Annotated in this window: 15 protein-coding genes; 9 read left to right on the top strand and 6 right to left on the bottom strand. The window is 43.2% G+C overall.

Annotated elements, in window-relative coordinates; all coding sequences use genetic code 11:
- The first annotated feature begins 386 nt into the window (after positions 1-386).
- The 5 genes from FQV37_RS07060 (at position 387) to FQV37_RS07040 (ending at position 6,985) form a co-directional block, all read left to right on the top strand.
- Positions 387-2,303, top strand: a complete 1,917-nt coding sequence (locus FQV37_RS07060; RefSeq protein WP_160021925.1) for an AmpG family muropeptide MFS transporter — start codon at positions 387-389, stop codon at positions 2,301-2,303.
- Between the two features lie 50 nt (positions 2,304-2,353).
- Positions 2,354-3,226: a peptide chain release factor N(5)-glutamine methyltransferase gene (gene prmC, locus FQV37_RS07055; RefSeq protein WP_160021923.1), complete on the top strand. Its 873-nt coding sequence runs from the start codon at positions 2,354-2,356 to the stop codon at positions 3,224-3,226.
- Between the two features lie 47 nt (positions 3,227-3,273).
- The gene (locus FQV37_RS07050; RefSeq protein ID WP_420876991.1) at positions 3,274-4,077 is read left to right on the top strand and encodes a HesA/MoeB/ThiF family protein; all 804 of its coding nucleotides are present in this window, start codon (positions 3,274-3,276) and stop codon (positions 4,075-4,077) included.
- A 170-nt stretch (positions 4,078-4,247) separates the two neighbouring features.
- Positions 4,248-5,591: an ABC1 kinase family protein gene (locus tag FQV37_RS07045; protein ID WP_160021919.1), complete on the top strand. Its 1,344-nt coding sequence runs from the start codon at positions 4,248-4,250 to the stop codon at positions 5,589-5,591.
- 128 nt (positions 5,592-5,719) lie between these two features.
- Positions 5,720-6,985: a YbfB/YjiJ family MFS transporter gene (locus tag FQV37_RS07040; protein ID WP_167514306.1), complete on the top strand. Its 1,266-nt coding sequence runs from the start codon at positions 5,720-5,722 to the stop codon at positions 6,983-6,985.
- Here FQV37_RS07040 and FQV37_RS07035 read toward each other — a convergent pair.
- Positions 6,982-7,470 (bottom strand): Lrp/AsnC family transcriptional regulator, encoded by a 489-nt coding sequence (locus tag FQV37_RS07035; protein WP_160021917.1) that lies wholly within the window; start codon positions 7,468-7,470, stop codon positions 6,982-6,984. The genes FQV37_RS07040 and FQV37_RS07035 overlap by 4 nt on opposite strands.
- 221 nt (positions 7,471-7,691) lie before the next feature.
- Between FQV37_RS07035 and leuA the strand changes: the two genes are divergently transcribed.
- Positions 7,692-9,476, top strand: coding sequence for a 2-isopropylmalate synthase (leuA, locus tag FQV37_RS07030; protein ID WP_160021915.1), 1,785 nt, complete (start codon positions 7,692-7,694; stop codon positions 9,474-9,476).
- A 217-nt stretch (positions 9,477-9,693) separates the two neighbouring features.
- Positions 9,694-10,329 (top strand): hypothetical protein, encoded by a 636-nt coding sequence (locus FQV37_RS07025; RefSeq protein ID WP_160021913.1) that lies wholly within the window; start codon positions 9,694-9,696, stop codon positions 10,327-10,329.
- 127 nt (positions 10,330-10,456) lie between these two features.
- On the opposite strand, the gene accC is transcribed toward FQV37_RS07025, so the two are convergent.
- From accC to FQV37_RS07005, 4 genes are all read right to left on the bottom strand, one after another.
- Positions 10,457-11,818: an acetyl-CoA carboxylase biotin carboxylase subunit gene (gene accC / locus FQV37_RS07020; protein ID WP_057759692.1), complete on the bottom strand. Its 1,362-nt coding sequence runs from the start codon at positions 11,816-11,818 to the stop codon at positions 10,457-10,459.
- 125 nt (positions 11,819-11,943) lie between these two features.
- Positions 11,944-12,366 carry an acetyl-CoA carboxylase biotin carboxyl carrier protein gene (gene accB / locus FQV37_RS07015; RefSeq protein ID WP_160021911.1) on the bottom strand — a complete coding sequence of 141 codons (423 nt, stop codon included), beginning with the start codon at positions 12,364-12,366 and terminating at the stop codon, positions 11,944-11,946.
- Between the two features lie 240 nt (positions 12,367-12,606).
- On the bottom strand, positions 12,607-13,974 hold the full coding sequence (locus FQV37_RS07010; RefSeq protein WP_160021909.1) for an MATE family efflux transporter: 1,368 nt from the start codon (positions 13,972-13,974) through the stop codon (positions 12,607-12,609).
- Between the two features lie 406 nt (positions 13,975-14,380).
- On the bottom strand, positions 14,381-14,860 hold the full coding sequence (locus FQV37_RS07005) for an EVE domain-containing protein (RefSeq protein WP_160021907.1): 480 nt from the start codon (positions 14,858-14,860) through the stop codon (positions 14,381-14,383).
- A 317-nt stretch (positions 14,861-15,177) separates the two neighbouring features.
- Between FQV37_RS07005 and hemW the strand changes: the two genes are divergently transcribed.
- A complete protein-coding gene (gene hemW, locus FQV37_RS07000; protein WP_160021983.1) occupies positions 15,178-16,488 on the top strand; it encodes a radical SAM family heme chaperone HemW in 1,311 nt (436 codons plus the stop codon).
- Positions 16,489-16,589: 101 nt separating this feature from the next.
- Here hemW and FQV37_RS06995 read toward each other — a convergent pair whose 3' ends face one another.
- Positions 16,590-16,730 (bottom strand): entericidin A/B family lipoprotein, encoded by a 141-nt coding sequence (locus FQV37_RS06995; protein WP_101204419.1) that lies wholly within the window; start codon positions 16,728-16,730, stop codon positions 16,590-16,592.
- 256 nt (positions 16,731-16,986) lie between these two features.
- On the opposite strand from FQV37_RS06995, the gene FQV37_RS06990 reads away from it, so the two are divergent.
- Complete coding sequence (locus FQV37_RS06990) at positions 16,987-17,547, top strand: tRNA (cytidine(34)-2'-O)-methyltransferase (protein WP_160021905.1); 561 nt, start codon at positions 16,987-16,989, stop codon at positions 17,545-17,547.
- Positions 17,548-17,651: the final 104 nt, after the last annotated feature.

Below are 17,651 nucleotides of genomic sequence, written 5' to 3'. Positions count from 1 at the left end.
CAATAGAGTGCACCTAACCAATCAAGCCTGCGTCAGTTTTACTACTACCTTTATATTACCTATAAATAATGTCATTGTCAGACATCCTTCAAAATAGAAATTAGCAATAAAAAAAAGAGCTAAGATAACCTTGGTAAAACACTGCGGTTTTTTGCGTTACTATTAAGAAATATAAGCGATTGTACATGGCCTGCAATCGCTAAGTTAATGCAAAAACATCTAGTCAAGATAAAGGTTCTCAAGTACCATAACTGGATTTTGTTGTAATCATAATATTGGTGCAACGTAGAGCAATTTTTATCGATTCTTTTGTCGATAACTGATTCTAAAGATTGATAAAAATTGTGCGCGGTTGTGTTCTTTGTCTGAATTGTTGGTGAGTTATTATGTCTGCTGTCAAATCTGTACCGCCCAATCAACCAATTGCCAAAAAGTCATGGGGCGAGGCTACAAAAGCTTATCTCGATCCTCGTGTCATTATTATGCTGTTTTTGGGGTTCTCAGCGGGTATACCTATTCTGCTGATTTTCTCAAGTCTGTCGCTATGGCTGAGAGAAGCAGGCATTGATCGTAGTGTCGTCACTATGTTCAGCTGGGCAGCACTGGGGTATTCGTTCAAGTTTATTTGGGCGCCATTGATTGATGCGCTCCCTGTACCGTTTTTGACCAAGTGGCTAGGGCGTCGTCGTAGTTGGATGGTGGTATCACAGCTGCTTATCGTGCTGGCAATCTTTTTGATGGCAAGGGTAAATCCTGTTAGCGAAGATGTCTTGGTTTATATGGCAGGCGCGGCCGTGCTGCTTGGGTTCTCTTCTGCGACGCAAGATATCGTGATTGATGCGTACCGTATTGAGCTTGCGCCGCCGTCTATGCAGTCTATCTTGTCCTCTATCTATGTGTCAGGCTACCGTATCGGTATGATTGTCGCAGGGGCAGGCGCGTTATATTTGGCTGATTATTTCGGCTCAAATGAGACGTTTTATAGTTATGAAGCATGGCGCAATACCTATTACATCATGGCAGGAGTCATGACGTTAGGGGTATTAACGACGTTTGCTAGTTATGAGCCAACCGCTGAGACCCTGCAAAGTAAAAAGCAGAAGGGTAACTTAAAAGTATTCCTAATTTATTCGGCGTTACTGCTTATCCCAGGTCTGCTGTTTGGTGTTATTTACCTGATTAATATTTTGATCAATACAGTATTTGATAGCACAGTGGCCTTGATACCACTAATGGTAATGCCAGCGATTAAATTTTACTTTTTAGCATTGGTCGCGTGCGCGCCATTGTTATTACTGTACTTTATTATTAATCAACCAAAAATCATTAACAAAGCCCCGTTGGTCGCTGAAACTCGTGAAGACTACGTCAGACTGGTAGCGTTGTTTGTATTTTCAGTGATTGCCTTTATCGCTGCTTATATATTGATGGGACAAGTCTTACCAGAGTTCGAAGGCGCGTTTTCTAGTTTCTTTGTAGAAACCTTGCACTTGTTAGTAAGCCTAGGCGCGGCAATGGCAGCAGGTTATGCACTAGTACAAGTAGGACTGGTGAAAAAAGAAGTGGCCATGGCAACATGGATCGAGCCTGTCTTAGATTTTTTCCGACGTTATGGCAAAAAAGCCCTGCTACTCTTAGCCTTGATTGGTCTATACCGTATCTCAGATATCGTCGCAGGCGTGATCTCCAACGTCTTTTATCAAGATATGGGCTTTAGCAAAACAGATATCGCCAATGCCGTAAAACTGGTCGGTGTGATTATGGCAATTGCAGGTGGCTTCTTGGGTGGTATTTTGGCTCAGCGTTTCCGTATCATGCATGCCATGATGATAGGCGCGATTTTAGCGTGTGCGACCAACCTGTTGTTTGTGGTATTGACATATAACCCAGGTAGCCTGCCAATCATGTATATGGCAGTGATATTTGATAACTTGGCTGCGGGCCTTGCAAGCGCTGTATTTATCGCTTTCTTATCAGCACTGACATCGATTCGCTTTACTGCTGTACAGTATGCGATTTTTTCCTCATTGATGACCCTGATACCAAAAGTAATGGGTGGTTATTCTGGTGCTATCGTCGATAATATGGGTTATCCGTTTTTCTTTATCTTTACCTTTGCTATTGGTATTCCAATTTTGGCACTGATTTACTTTGTTGATAGACATATTGTCATTGGTGATAACGATGATATTTATGGCGATGATAATAATGATGGCAGCGGTGGTAACGGGATAGGTGACAAGCTGAGTAAAACCAATCATAACCTGACCGATACCAAAGAGCCACCACGCGCATCAGAGTAGGCTCAGCAGTATTTTACCTTTATCCATCCACTGTTTTTTAAGAGCTATCTATGACCGTATCAACCATTCGTCAAATCAAGCAGCAGATTCAACAACTGACGAATGGTGAGTCAGATAATCAGCAGCCGTCATTTTGGTTCACTGACTGGTTGGTGCATGTCATTGATAAGCCTGCGATAGCGTTGATGACTGATGAAGATTATCAGCTAAGTGATAGTGAAGTCGCACGGTTCAATGACGGCGTGGTGAAAATGCAGCAAGGTATACCGCTTGCGTATCTAACCGGACAGCAGGAGTTTTGGTCGCTTAGCTTTAGAGTGAACGAGCATACTTTGATTCCTAGACCCGATACCGAAGTACTGGTCGAGCAGGTATTAAACTGGATAAACGTTCAGCCAGTGCAACTTAATACTAAGCGATTACTAGACTTAGGGACAGGGTCAGGTTGTATCGCTATCAGTCTTGCCTATGAGTTAAAGCACGCTAACTGGCAAATTGTGGCGGTTGATTTATCGTCAGAGGCGCTTGAAGTTGCTCAGCATAACGCCGTGAGCAATAACGTTGCCAATGTTGAGTTTATCCAGAGCAGTTGGTATCAAGCGCTACCTATTTGCGATGAGCCGCAGTTTGATATCATCGTCTCTAACCCTCCTTATATTGACGAGACAGACGAGCATTTGGCAGGACTAACAGCTGAACCGATTAGTGCGCTCAGTGCACCCAATCAGGGTTTGGCTGATATCGAGCATATCGTCCAGCAGGCAACAATATATCTCTGTACGGGTGGGTTATTAGCTATTGAACATGGCTACGATCAAGGTAATGCTGTTCGCAAGTTGTTTTTGGATAGTGGTTTTGAATCAGTACATACCGTAAAAGATTACGGTGGTAATGATCGCGTCACGCTAGGGCAAGTTCAATAGATAGTTTTTTGGTAGTAGATTTCTTTGATTATAGGTTGTAGATGAATATGGTAGAAGAGATGGTACAGCTATCAGATGAAGAGCTGCTCCGTTATGCTCGACAAGTATTATTAGACGGTTGGGATATGGACGCTCAGCTGCGATTGAAGACAGCACGTGTGGTCATAATAGGGGCAGGCGGCCTTGGTTGTCCTGCGTCTGAGACATTGGTACGTGCTGGAGTAGGCCATGTCCATCTAATCGATGATGATGAGATTGAGGCGAGTAATCTACAACGGCAAACGCTGTTTTTGCCAGAAGATATCGGTCAGTCTAAAGCACTGACCGCAGCGCAAATGTTAGCGCGCATCAATCCCTTGATAAAGACTTACGGCACAGTCGCACGATTAGATGAAGACAACGCTTATGAATTGCTCGATATGGCAGCAGGCAAGCCTGACTTACTCTTAGACTGTACGGATAATTTTGCCACGCGCGATATTATTAATCGCATTAGTGTACGCTACCAAATCCCACTATTATCCGCCTCAGCGATTGCGATGCAAGGACAGCTAGCACTGTTCGAACCTCAGCTCGATACTGGTTGTTATCACTGCGTGTTCGGCTCAGTAGTACCTGATGAAGCCGCTGACGAACGTACGTGTGCCAACTCTGGTGTGCTGGCCAGTACCACTGCCATCATGGGCAATTTGCAAGCCAATGCTGCACTGCAATATTTAGGATTAACCAAAAATCTACTGACAAACAAGCTGCTCATATGGGATGGTAGTCAGATGCAGCAGCGGCTGATGGGTTATCGAAAAGACCCACAGTGTCCTGTCTGTAGCAGTCCTATAGTCAACTCTCTATAAATTGGATACGGTGTCAGGCTTGCTTAGTCTACGACTTGTAGTACTTTCACTCGCCTTCCTTGTATCCAAATTATATTGAACCTACTATAACTGAGTAATCTGATTTTAACGCATTTTTATATTGTATTGCCTATCTTCAAACATTCTTCTTATTACCATAGTTGTTTTTTATGAAAATTCATCGTCCGCATTTATTAAAGCATACTTTTAATGTCATGAACCGTGTTCGCCAAACAGCGAGCGTGGCAGGTCTGTCTGCGCTAAGAGTGGCAAAAGGTGAGAAACCTGACGCGATGCTACTCAAAGAAACTTTTGAGCAGTTAGGCACGACTTATGTCAAAATCGGTCAATTTATCGCCAGTACACCGTCATTGTTTCCACGTGATTATGTTAAGGCATTCCAGAGTTGCTTGGATCAAACCACGCCATTGTCTTATGCTTATATCGAGCAAGTGCTAAAAGAAGAGCTGGCGACTGATGACATGACCCTTGATGATACGTTTGCTCATATTGACTCAGAGCCACTAGCATCAGCTTCTATCGCTCAAGTGCATGCAGCTCGTCTGCACAATGGTAACGAAGTGGTGCTAAAGGTACAAAAGCCTGGCGTCGAAACCATCATGCAGACCGACTTGGGTGTATTGCATGGCGTAACTAAGCTACTTGAAATACTGATGCCATCGATGAAATTTGCGAGTATTGCGCCGATTATCGATGAGATTCGTTTGCGTATGCTTGCCGAGACTGACTTTATCGCTGAAGCACAGAATATTCGCGATTTTCAGCAGTTCTTAGCGGTATCAGGCAATACTCGTGTCGTTGCACCAACCGTCTATGAGGATCTTACCACCAAGCGTGTACTGACGATGAGCCGTCTATATGGCGTCTCTATGGTCGATGAGTCGCTCATGCGCCAATACTGTGCTGATCCTGCACAAGTCATGGCAGACACTTTAAATACATGGTTTGCCAGTCTCATGTTATGCAATAGTTTCCATGCGGATTTACACGCTGGTAATTTGATGCTATTGACTGATGGTCGTATTGGATTTTTGGATTTTGGTATTGTCGGTAAACTCAAAGCTGAGAGCTGGCGTGCGTGCATGGGCATGATGCAAGCCATGCAAGACAGCGACTATCAAGCCATGGCTCGCCATATGATTGATATGGAAATGACACATGGTGGCAATAAAGTCGATGTGGCTGCATTGGGGAATGATTTGCAGCGTATGATGACAACCATCATGGCAGAAGATAAGACCTTTACGAGCGGTGTACCTTTCAATAGTAAAGAGCAAGCCGATGAGCTGAATAAAATGATGCTTGAGATTGTTGAGGTTGGCAAACGTCATGGCATCCATTTCCCACGAGACTTCGCTCTATTGACCAAACAGATGTTGTATTTTGATCGGTTTATGCGTACGCTAGCTCCAGATATGGATATGTTTAGCGATCAGCGGGTGCAAATGCTAGGGCAGGATACAGTAGAGACACCAGCGTTAGACGTATCATAGTTTTCGCTAATAACTTTATGCTGGCCTAATATATCTAATAACTTCTCTATTTCTGCGTTTATTTATTACTGCTTTTGACTGTCTAACACAAAGGATTGTGTGCTAATTGCCACAAAAATGGCTCTGTCATGATGACTGCTTTTAAAAGCCGTATGATCCCGATGATTACCAACGAAGCTGCCATTGCCTGTATCGGTATGTACTGCATGGCAGTCGTCATGGGTTATGGACGCTTCCTGTTTACCGCCACCTTACCTGATATTATGGTGCAATTGTCGTTATCAACGACGATTGCAGGCTGGTTGGCATCAATCAATTATATCGGTTACTTTATTGGCGCTCTTATCGCTATGTTTGTGCCTCAGCGCTCGACATGGCAGGCGATGACGCTGTGGGCGATTATCAGTGTTGTCACCACGATGTTACTCGTCATACCAAATATGTCGCTCACGCTATGGTATATCATTCGCTTAATTGCAGGCATTGCAAGTGGCGTGGCGATGATTCTAAGCTCATCATTTGTGATTCAAACCCTCAGCCCTGAGCGCCGTTCTGTATTGTCAGCAGTCCATTATGCAGGTATTGGCGTTGGCATTAGCGCCTCTGCCATCGTGACGTGGTGGCTATTAAAACTAGGCTATCACTTCGATGTAATTTGGCTAGTCGCAGGTGTCACCAGTTTGCCGCTTGTATGGCTACTGTATGCGATAAAGCCAAGACAAGTACGGGCTGTTGATTCACAGCAGATTGATGCCAAACAACACGTGTCAGTGCACCAGACCTATGTAAACTTTAAACGCTCCTTATACGAAGCAATTTCTGGACACCATAAAGCGCTTACTTTACTTTTCGTCAGCTACGTACTGGCAGGGTTTGGTTATATCAGCTCAGCAACTTTTTTACCCGTTATGGCAGCACAACGTCTAACAACACAGACGTATGCTGGACTCATGATTTGGTTGGTCGTTGGTATTTTTGCGATGTTGTCAAACCCCCTATGGGGCGCGCTTGCCAAACGTATCGGTGAGATAAAAACCTTAATGGGGCTGACGGTATTGCAAGCATTTGGGATGTGCTTGCCGATATGGTTTGATGGTGCATTTGGATTATATGGCAATGCTGCGATTTTGGGATTGACCTTCGTCGGTATGGTATCGATGACACTGACGCTGTTTAAAAACATCAATCCTGCCTATTCTAATTTACTGATTGCTTTGGCAACGTTGGCTTATGCATTGGGGCAGTTTTTGGGACCTTTGGTGACAGTGGCACTGGCAGGGAGAGATGGCAATTTCAATGCAGGGTTGCTTGTCGCTGCTATCGGATTAATGATCGGATTTGTACTATTGGTATGGTTTCGTCGACAGTCGCCAAAGACAGCTAAGCTCGTCTAAACCACGCTACGGCTAAATACTTCTCGTAATTCAAAACTGGTATGAACTTGGGCCACGCCTTCGATACGATTGAGGCGATGCAATAAAAACTCTTCGTAATGTGTCATATCACGTACCCTGACCTTAATCAGATAGTCTTCCGTGCGTCCTGTGACAATACTACAGCTAATGACTTCCTCAAAGCTCTGAACTTTGCGTTCAAACTGCTCAAAACGTTCTGCTGTATGTTGATCCATACTAATAGCGATAAACACGGCTAGCGGATAGCCAAGTTTTTGCGCATCGGTTTTGGTATGGTAGCCAGTGATAATGTTCGCATCCTCTAAGCGTTTGATACGACGTGCGCAAGGGGTGGCAGACAGGTGGACGCGTTCAGCAAGTTCAGTAATACTCATGCGCGCCTGCGTTTGCAGTAAGCGTAGCAACTGTTTATCTATCTCGTCTATATCTGCAGTTCCTGTACTATCAATATAATTGTCTGGCATTTCTCAAGCCTTAATAGTGAATTAATTCGATTATAATGTCTAAATTGTGTTTTTCCACTAAAATAACAGAAAATAAAGTAAAAGAAAGCAGGTTTCTCTCTGTTAAACTTTGATATTATTATGGTATGAACACTAGTTATCTCGTATGATAAATACTGATCTAATCAACAGCTAATCGCCTAGCTAAATATATAAATAACCATATCATCTAAGGATTGATTATGTCTGACCAAGCCACGCACACTGCAGCCACAGGGACTGCAAAGATCACACCAAAAAGTGCCGCTTTTGACTTCCGTAAATACCGTCCATTTGCATTTGCGCCATCGCTGCCAGATCGTACTTGGCCAAGCAAGACAATTGAGAAGTCACCGATATGGGCAAGTGTGGATCTGCGTGACGGTAACCAAGCACTGATTGATCCGATGACCATTGAACAAAAAATGCGCTTCTTTAAGACTTTAGTAGATGTTGGTTTTAAAGAGATTGAGATTGGTTTTCCATCAGCGGCGCAGGTAGAATTTGACTTTGCTCGTAAGCTTATCGAAGAAAACCACGTACCTGAAGATGTAACGCTACAAGTATTGGTACAAGCGCGCGAGCATTTGATTGCCCGTACTTTTGAATCATTAAAAGGTGCTAAACGTGCGGTTGTCCATGTTTATAACTCGACCAGCCGTGTACAACGCGAAAAAGTCTATGGCAAAGATAAAGCTGAAATCAAAGAGATTGCTATTGCAGGTGCTAAGCTATTGCAAGAATATGCAGCAAAGTACCCTGAGACAGATTGGGTGTTTCAGTACTCGCCAGAGAGCTTTAGCCAGACAGAAACTGAATATGCCGTAGAGGTTTGCGATGCAGTATGTGACGTGTGGCAACCACAGCAGGGTCAGGAAGTTATTTTTAACTTGCCAGCGACGGTTGAGGCTTCTATGCCCAATGTCTTTGCTGATCAAGTAGAGTACTTCTGCCGCAATTTAGCGCAGCGTGAGCACGTGATTGTGAGCTTGCATACTCATAATGACCGTGGCTGTGCGGTAGCGGCAGCTGAATTGGGTGTGCTTGCAGGTGCGGATCGTATCGAAGGCACATTGCTTGGTAACGGTGAGCGTACAGGTAACATGGATATCATGGTCATGGCCATGAACTTGTTTAGCCAAGGTATCGATCCTGAGCTTGATTTTAGCAATATGAGTGAAATCGTACAGGTGGTGAGCGAATGCAATAACTTACCATTGCACCCACGTCATCCTTATGTAGGCGAGTTGGTCTTTACGGCATTTAGTGGCTCACATCAAGATGCTATCAAAAAATCTCTCGATTACAATGAAAGCAATCAGAGCGAAACAGACAACGTCTGGGACGTGGCTTATCTACCTATCGATCCTGCGCATATTGGGCGTAGCTACCAAGATGTAGTACGTATCAATAGCCAGTCAGGCAAAGGCGGCGTCGCATATATCTTGCAGCGTAACTACGGTTTCAACTTACCACGTTGGATGCAAATTGACTTTAGCCGTGTGGTACAAAAGCAAGCTGAAGCGGCTGCACGAGAATTGCAGAATGATGAAATCTTGCAGACCTTTGAAGATACTTACTTGCAGCAAGGCAAGTTTGAGCTGCTAGACTATAGCGTCAACAATAAAGGCGGCGCGGTTTACTTTAGTGGTCAAGTACAAATGAATAGCGATACCATCGATATTGATGGCACGGGTAACGGCCCATTATCATCGTTTATTGACGGACTTGCACAGCATACGGGCAAATCACTACATATTATTAACTATGCAGAGCATGCGATTAATCCGCATCATAATAGCGGTAATGGTATCGATGATGATACCAATAGTGATAACAAAACCAATGCCAATGCTGCTGCTTATATACAGCTTAATGTCGATGGCGAGGTATACTCTGGCATCGGTACTTGTAGCAGTACGGTATCAGCCATGCTAAAAGGGGCGTTATCAGCTTTTGCTCAAGCGCTAAATACAGAAGCTGCTTAGTATTAAGTAGTCATTAATATCACGCAAAATTCTGTATGCTAATAACGTCATCGCTCCTTGTCTCTAGCAAGTAAAGCGATGGCGTTATTTTTTGCTATAAATACCTATGAAATTCCAACTATAGGTTTATGAGCAATAGCATAATGTTACTTGTGTTTTTGGTGTCTAAGACTTACGCTAATGTATATATTAAAATATTATAAATAAAAGGTTAATTATGGAACCTATCTCATTTGCTTCATTCACACTGGCATCTATTCTAGCCTCGTTGCCTGCGAACGGTGAGGCTATTACCAAGCCGACCATTACCACTCATATTAGTCCAGCCATTGCCGGACAGTGGGAAATAGACTTGGACAGCAGCGCTCATTCTACTCACGCTATGATGACCAAGGAAGCGGAAGCTAATCAGTCGGCGTCAGATAGTGCGCAACAGCCTAGCAGTGTAGAGCCTAAGGTAATGACGGGCATGGACGGTGGCGTACTGACTCAAAATGAAAAGCGGGTTCTAAACATTCAACCAACTACTAGCAAAAACTTACTTGCGTCAGTTGGTAAGTCTAACCAGTGCCGTGAGCTATATAACTTTGGTGCGGATAATGAGATGTGGTCTGTCAGCGGCAAAGAATGGACATACGGCCGATATCTGGTTACCCATCGTGAAGAAGGGCTGCCAGTTATTGCGATTAAGACCGTTTATGATAATAATGAAGTAGACTGCTCAGGTAATCAGATCGATCAGACTGATGAAGCGTTAATTGCATTTATCAATCATGATGGTAATCAGATGCAATGGTGCGCTGACCCTGATGGTAACGAATGCTTTATGAACTTCAATAGAGTGTTGCCATAATTAGATATGCTCGTTGTACTTTATGTATGATTGACAGCTTATTGATGACATAAAAAACCGCTATATTAATAGCGGTTTTTTATGTGCTGTTTTAATTAAACTTAGCGAACTCTATAAGTATTTTAGCCTACGAGTCTTTTTTAGCTTTATTCGCAGTCAGCAGCTCTCTTTCGAGATAGTGAATATTTTGCGCTTCACGAGTAAAGTTATCATCCGCTAAAATCACATCACGATGTAAAGGAATATTGGTTTTGATACCTTCGATAATCAGCTCATCAAGGGCATGTACTGTCTTAGCAATGGCTTGCTGACGAGTTTGTCCGTGACAGATAAGCTTGCCAATTAATGAATCATAATAGGTCGGTATCTCATAGCCAGGGTATAGATGCGAGTCAAAGCGAATACCAGAACCACTTGGTGTGAACAATTGACTGATAGTACCTGGACACGGTACGAAAGTTGCTGCATCTTCGGCATTGATACGACATTCGATCGCATGACCTTGGATCTCAATCTCGCTTTGGCGATAAGACAGGCCGTAACCAGCAGCAATTTTGAGCTGTTCGACGACAACATCAATACCAGTAATCATCTCAGTCACTGGATGCTCAACCTGTACACGAGTGTTCATTTCAATAAAGAAAAACTCGTTATTTTCAAACAAGAATTCAAACGTACCAGCACCGCGATACTTAACAAGCTCACACGCTTTTACACACGCCTTTAAGATTGGCTCACGTACATCATCTGGGATGTCAGGTGCAGGTGCTTCTTCTAGCACTTTTTGATGGCGACGCTGCAATGAGCAATCACGGTCATATAGATGGATAGCATTACCATTACCATCACCTAACACCTGTACTTCTACGTGGCGCGGGTTTTGTAGATAGCGCTCCATATAGACAGTGTCGTCACCGAACCAGAGCTCAGCTTCTTGTTTGGCCGCTTGTACTTGACCAATTAGTTCGTCAAAGCGTTCAACCACACGCATACCGCGTCCACCGCCGCCAGAAGCCGCTTTAATCAATAGTGGGAAACCGATATTGCGGGCTTGCTCTTCAGCATTATGCAGGGTCACAGCGCCAACTGAACCAGGTACGGTTGGTACGCCCGCTTTTTTCATGGCGTTGATGGCAGAAACTTTGTTGCCCATGAGGCGAATATGATCAGCATTAGGACCAACGAAGGTCAATCCTGCTTCTTCTACTTGTTCAGCAAATTCAGCATTCTCAGACAAAAAGCCATAACCGGGATGGATAGCATCTGCACCAGTGATTTCAGCAGCAGTTAAGATGGTATTGATATCAAGGTAGCTTTGGTTAGCATTAGGCTTGCCAATACAAATTGCCTCATCAACAAAGCGCAAGTGCATCAAGTTAGCATCAGCAGTAGAGTAGACACCTACCGTTTCGATACCTAGCGCTTTACAGGCGCGGACGATGCGCAGGGCAATTTCACCTCTGTTGGCAATGAGCAATTTTTTTATCATGGGTTCATCCTTGTCGAAGCGTCAGTCATTGACTGAGTTTCGATACATAGCATCAGGTTGTTTAGCATTGACGCGGTATATATACCAAAAGTCAGCCATAATGAAATAAAGTATGGCAAATATCGTTACGCTTTATAGCGTATGACAGGTTGACCGAACTGTACGACTTCAGAGTTATCTACCAAGATTTCGTCAACAATACCACTTTGAGTCGCTTCAAGCGGGTTCATGATTTTCATAGCTTCGATGATACCTAAAGTATCACCTGCCTGAACCTTTTGACCGACTTTTACAAATGGTGGGTCATTAGGACTTGGTGCTGAATAGAAAACACCAACCATTGGTGAAGACTCAACGCTACCCGCTTTTTCTGCAGGTTTGCCTTCAACAGCGGCAGCGCTCGCAGCTGGGGCAGCCATCATAGTTGGCACAGGCGCGTCATAGTGACGAGTTAAGCTAATATGCTCGTCGTCAGAACTGATTTCTAAATTAACCAGTTCACTTTCTTCCATAAGGGCGATGAGGGTGCGTATTTTTTCAATATCCATAGTTTTTATCTGGCCTTGTACTAAATTCGAGAAATAGTGTAACTAAATATTGTCTAATTAATTGCTAATGATACCTAGATTCAGGGCAATGAGCAATCAATGTACAGTTGTTAACTGAGAATTTTTACATATTTTGACGTAAGCCTTCTTTTTAGTAAGAAAATATCTACGATTTTTCATAGTCTGTATGATCAAATGACGCTAACAATGATTATAAAATGAAATCCATCAGCAATTGGCTTAACCCCATAGCACAGTTAAGCGTTTTTGCTGATAGCGTAGACGCAAAGTAAGTAAAATAGATGATAAGAATAAACCTGTAATCAACGCCATCCAAAACCCTTGTGCACCAACGTCAGTGAAACGCACCAGATAGACGCCAAGTGGTAGGGCAACTAACCAATAGCAGAAGAGCGTTACCCACATCGGTATGGTGGTGTCTTGCATGCCGCGCAATATACCAGCGACGTTAACTTGCCAGCCATCAAATAATTGATAAGCAAGCGCAAAGATCAGCAAATGCATAGACTGTGCTCTAACTTCTGGGTTATCCGTGAATGCTGCTGCCAGTTCTGGTCTGAATAGCCATATCCCAAGCATGCAGGTCAAAGCGATCAATACGGTCCATACCAGTCCAGTAGCTTGCACTTGGCGAAGTGCTAATAGGTTTTTTTGGCCAAACCGATTGGAGACCATGATAGTGAGCGCCATGGCAACAGATATCGGTATCATAAATAGCTGTGAGGTCACTGACAGTGCCACTTGATGCGATGCTGTTGCTAGCTCACCCAATGGGCTAATGACGAGTGCGCCTAAGCTAAATAAACTGGCTTCGAAGAAAATAGAGATACCAATAGGAATGCCAAGTTTTAACAGCTTTTTTATCTGTGTACGATTGGGACTAGAAAAGCCATAAAAAAATCGCGTACTTACAAATTCGCGACGTTTCGTGAAGCTAGTATAGGCCGCAAGCAATAGGACATTTATCCATAACACCAATGCTGTCGCCACCCCGCAGCCTGCACCGCCCATTTCTGGCATGCCAAATAACCCATGAATAAAAATATAGTTCAAAGGAATATCTGCGAGTAGGCCAATGATACTGATGACAGTCACGGGCTCAGGACGACCCAATGCCTCACAATAACTGCGTAGAACGGCATATACAGCGAGCGCTGGGAAACCAAATGAGACACCATGTAAATATTGCGTTGCTATCGGCTGAATGTTTTCTGGGACACCCATAATGCCAAGAACATGGGGAGCCAAATTAACAATGATAAAACCGATAATGCCAATGACACCTGCGGTCCATAAGGACTGCTGCGTGATATGGGGTACTTGGCCGTGCTGGTCTTGACCAATCGCTTCACCAATTAGAGGTGTGGTTGCGATAAGCACACCTGTGGCCAATAAAAACAATGGTAGCCAAATACCAGAGCCAACGGCTACCGCCGCCAAATCAAGCGCCGAAACTTGACCTGCCATGATGGCATCAACCACGCCAAGTGCGGCTTGGCAAAACTGAGTAATTAAGATAGGGAGGGCAAGTATGCCTAAACGTAAGCTGTAGCTTTTAAAATCTTTGAAAGACAATGGAAAAACCATGGTAAGCAACTTTTTATTCTTTGCGGTAATTGTTATTAAGGTAGTTATTATTAATAAACAAACACTGCTATCAATCGATTAAGATTGACGCAGCAAGGAGAGAGTAGTGCCGACGATAATACTCCGATAAATAATATGAGCAAGCTTATAATGTTGCATGAGTAGATAGGCAGAGTATGAAAATAAAAGTAAAGACACTAAAATAAAAATAACCCGTCGATCCAAGTAGTGGATTGACAGGTCATATACATAGTAAGATGGTAAAGAAGCCACACTATGATGTCAACGCTTTAGCACCGCTATGTAAGTATTAATCTTAGGTTTTTTGTACTCTATTTCATAGCCAATAGCCAATAGCCAATAGCCAATAGCCAATAGCCAATAGCTCAGAGATGATTTAATAAGTTTACTCCGGTAACAACTCAAGTGTTTCTGCCATATCCATAATCGCCCGCCAATGTTTGGGCTCTAATGGAATCACTGTTAATTGCTGACAGCCTTTCCTCAATAATAACGAGTCTTCCAAAGTTGGCAAAAATTTTAGCTCTGATAGTGGCAATACCTCTGTAAAAGCTTGCTCAAAAGTGAGATCGACCATATACCAACGAGGTTCCTCTTCAGTCGCAATAGGATCATAATGACGATGCTCAGGGTGAAATTGAGTAGGATCAGGATACCCTGCTGTAGTAACTGTCATAATACCAGCGACTCCAGACGGCTTGGCGCTAGAGTGATAAAAGAATACCTTGTCACCAACTTTCATATCATCACGCATAAAGTTACGCGCACGGTAGTTGCGAACACCGTCCCAACCATCGGTGCCCAAGCGCTGCAAATCTTCGATACCAAAAAATTTAGGGTTGGATTTCATTAACCAATACGCCATATATTTGTCCTTCGATTCTTTATTTTATTCTTTAATTGGTTCTTAAAATTATCAGGGTTAGTTTCTATTGACTCACTCTCAAACACGTTTTGAATAGTAACTGTTCTTAGTAGAGGCTGTTTTGAATAAAGTTTTTATATACTGCCTATAAGTTGCCATGGTGAATAGGGCGGTTATACGTGTTTTTGTTAATAGTTTTATGATAGATAGGCTTTTCTTTATCTCATCTAGTCGCTATCCTAGCCTTACTTTTGATATCGATCATTATTGCTCACTACAAAATAAGTTTATTTATGCCCAAAGTGAATACAGACAGTATGCCAAATGACCTGAATACGTTAAGTCTTACTGAAACAACGACGGATACTATCGCGGTAGATGTGACAGACATTCCATTGTCTCTTTACATTCACATCCCGTGGTGTGTGAAGAAATGTCCTTATTGCGATTTTAATTCGCATGAGCTACCGATAGACAGTGAGCTATCCATGTATGAGAAATACGTCGATGCATTATTGTTAGACGCCGCGATGCAGCGACCTTTAACTCAGAACCGAGAGATTGGTTCGATATTTATCGGTGGTGGTACGCCGTCTTTGCTACCCATTTCTCAGTATCAGCGACTGTTTACTGGTTTACGTACATGTTTTGAATTTTCAGAAGACATCGAAGTCACCATGGAGGCCAATCCTGGCACGCTTGAGCATGCACCATTTGCGCAGTATCTAAAGGTTGGTATCAATCGTCTGTCTATCGGCGTACAGAGCTTCGCTGCTGACAAGCTTAAAGTACTTGGGCGTATTCATGATCCTGTACAAGCATTATCAGCAATTCGCGCTGCCAAAGCGGCTGGATTTGCACGGGTCAACGTCGACCTGATGCACGGTCTACCGCAGCAAACCATGAATGAAGCGCTAGAAGATATCCAAATGGCGCATGATGCTGGTGCAACGCATATCTCTTGGTATCAACTGACTATTGAGCCAAATACCGTGTTTTACCGTAGCCAGCCTATTTTACCCGATGAAGACAATTTGGCAGATATCGAACAAGCAGGGCAATCGTTATTGCAGCAATTAGGCTATAGTAATTATGAGGTGTCTGCGTGGGCAGGCGAGTCAGACAAACCATGTCGTCATAATATCAACTATTGGCAGTTTGGCGACTATTTAGCTATTGGCGCTGGTGCACATGGTAAAGTGACGATTGGTCGTAACGATAGCAATGGTAGTAACTCGTCAGACGTAAAAGATAAGATGGAAGATGACTTGTTAGTAGCGTCAGGTATCTATCGCTTTAGCAAATCACGTTTGCCAAAAGATTATGTAGTAATAAATCCAGATACCACAGAGAAGTCTGACATACGCCAAATCACACCAAAAATGGTTGGCTGGCAAGCGATTGATCAAGAAGAATTGGTGAGTGAGTTTATGCTAAACGCGCTGCGCTTACATGGCGGCGTCGCTTGGTCACTGTTTGAAGAGAGAACTGGATTAACCATTGATAGTATTGCTGAACAAGTAAACAGTCTGGTCAAACAAGGGTTGTTGGTAGATAGTGATACGCAGTTGCAACCGACGGTATTAGGTCAGCGTTATCTCAATCAGATATTACGCGCGTTTTTATAAAATCGTGCTTGAGTAATTGTTTAACAGCAGCGAAGTAAGAACACAAAAAAGACTTATCAAATGAATGATAAGCCTTTTTAAAAATCTAAAAAAAGCAGACCTTAGATTTTATCTTGTACGTCTTGTGCGCCGCCAGTTACAGCATTTCCGGCGCTTGATACGTCTTGGCCAAGGCCTTTGAACGTGTTGCAACCAGTTAGAACGAACATAGCAGTTAAAGATGCGATGATTACTTTTTTCATAATAGTATCCTCAAAGATAAATGAATGGTTATAAATAACAACAGTGACGCTAAGCGTGTGCTCAAGCTTCACTGAAGGGGTATTGGATGAGACAGTCATACATAAATGCTATCGCGCTATCCATTACAGACATCATAATGAAAGTTAAAAACGCTGCACAGTATCAAAATGTAATTATTGGCAGTAAACTGTAACTTTCGATTACCTACCGCTCATAAATTTAAATAATAGAGCGCTGAATATTTGTGGAGTAAGAATGACCATCCATATTGTGCTAGTAGCACCAAAAATGCCGAGTAACACTGGCAATATTATTCGACTGTGTGCCAATAGCGGGGCACAGCTACATTTAGTCAGACCGTTAGGATTTGAGCTTGATGACAAAAAGCTACGCCGCGCAGGTCTGGATTATCATGAATATGCTCATTTACAGGTGCATGATGATTGGACGGCTGCGAGGCAAGCTCTAAAAGCCGCCGATTGCCATGTCGTTACCGCATTGACAACCAAGCTAAGCAAACCATTCTACGATTATGACTTTGGTAAGCACTCGGACTCTAAAGCATCTGATAAGGCTGCTATGCCCAATATTGCGCTAGTCTTTGGTTCTGAGACAGCAGGTCTGGCAGACGATATACGTGAAGATATCGGTGCTGATAACTGGCTAAGATTGCCCATGCTAGCTGACTCACGCAGTTTGAACTTATCAAATAGCGTAGCCATCTGTTTGTACGAGATATGGCGACAGCAAGGGTTTATGGGCGATGAAGGTCGTAGTATTGGTTATGAGACATTGACAGTCTATGATCCAAAGTAGATCTTCTTAAAAGGCAATTGCACACGTCATGAGTAGTTAAGCACTGCTCATTTTTATATTCTCAGTTTACGATAAGAGAGTACTAAAGCTTTACAGTAGAGCGG

Origin of the sequence: Psychrobacter nivimaris, from assembly GCF_009812035.1 — a bacterium.
Taxonomy (GTDB): Bacteria; Pseudomonadota; Gammaproteobacteria; order Pseudomonadales; family Moraxellaceae; genus Psychrobacter; species Psychrobacter nivimaris.
This window is presented reverse-complemented; position numbering and strand designations above follow the sequence as displayed.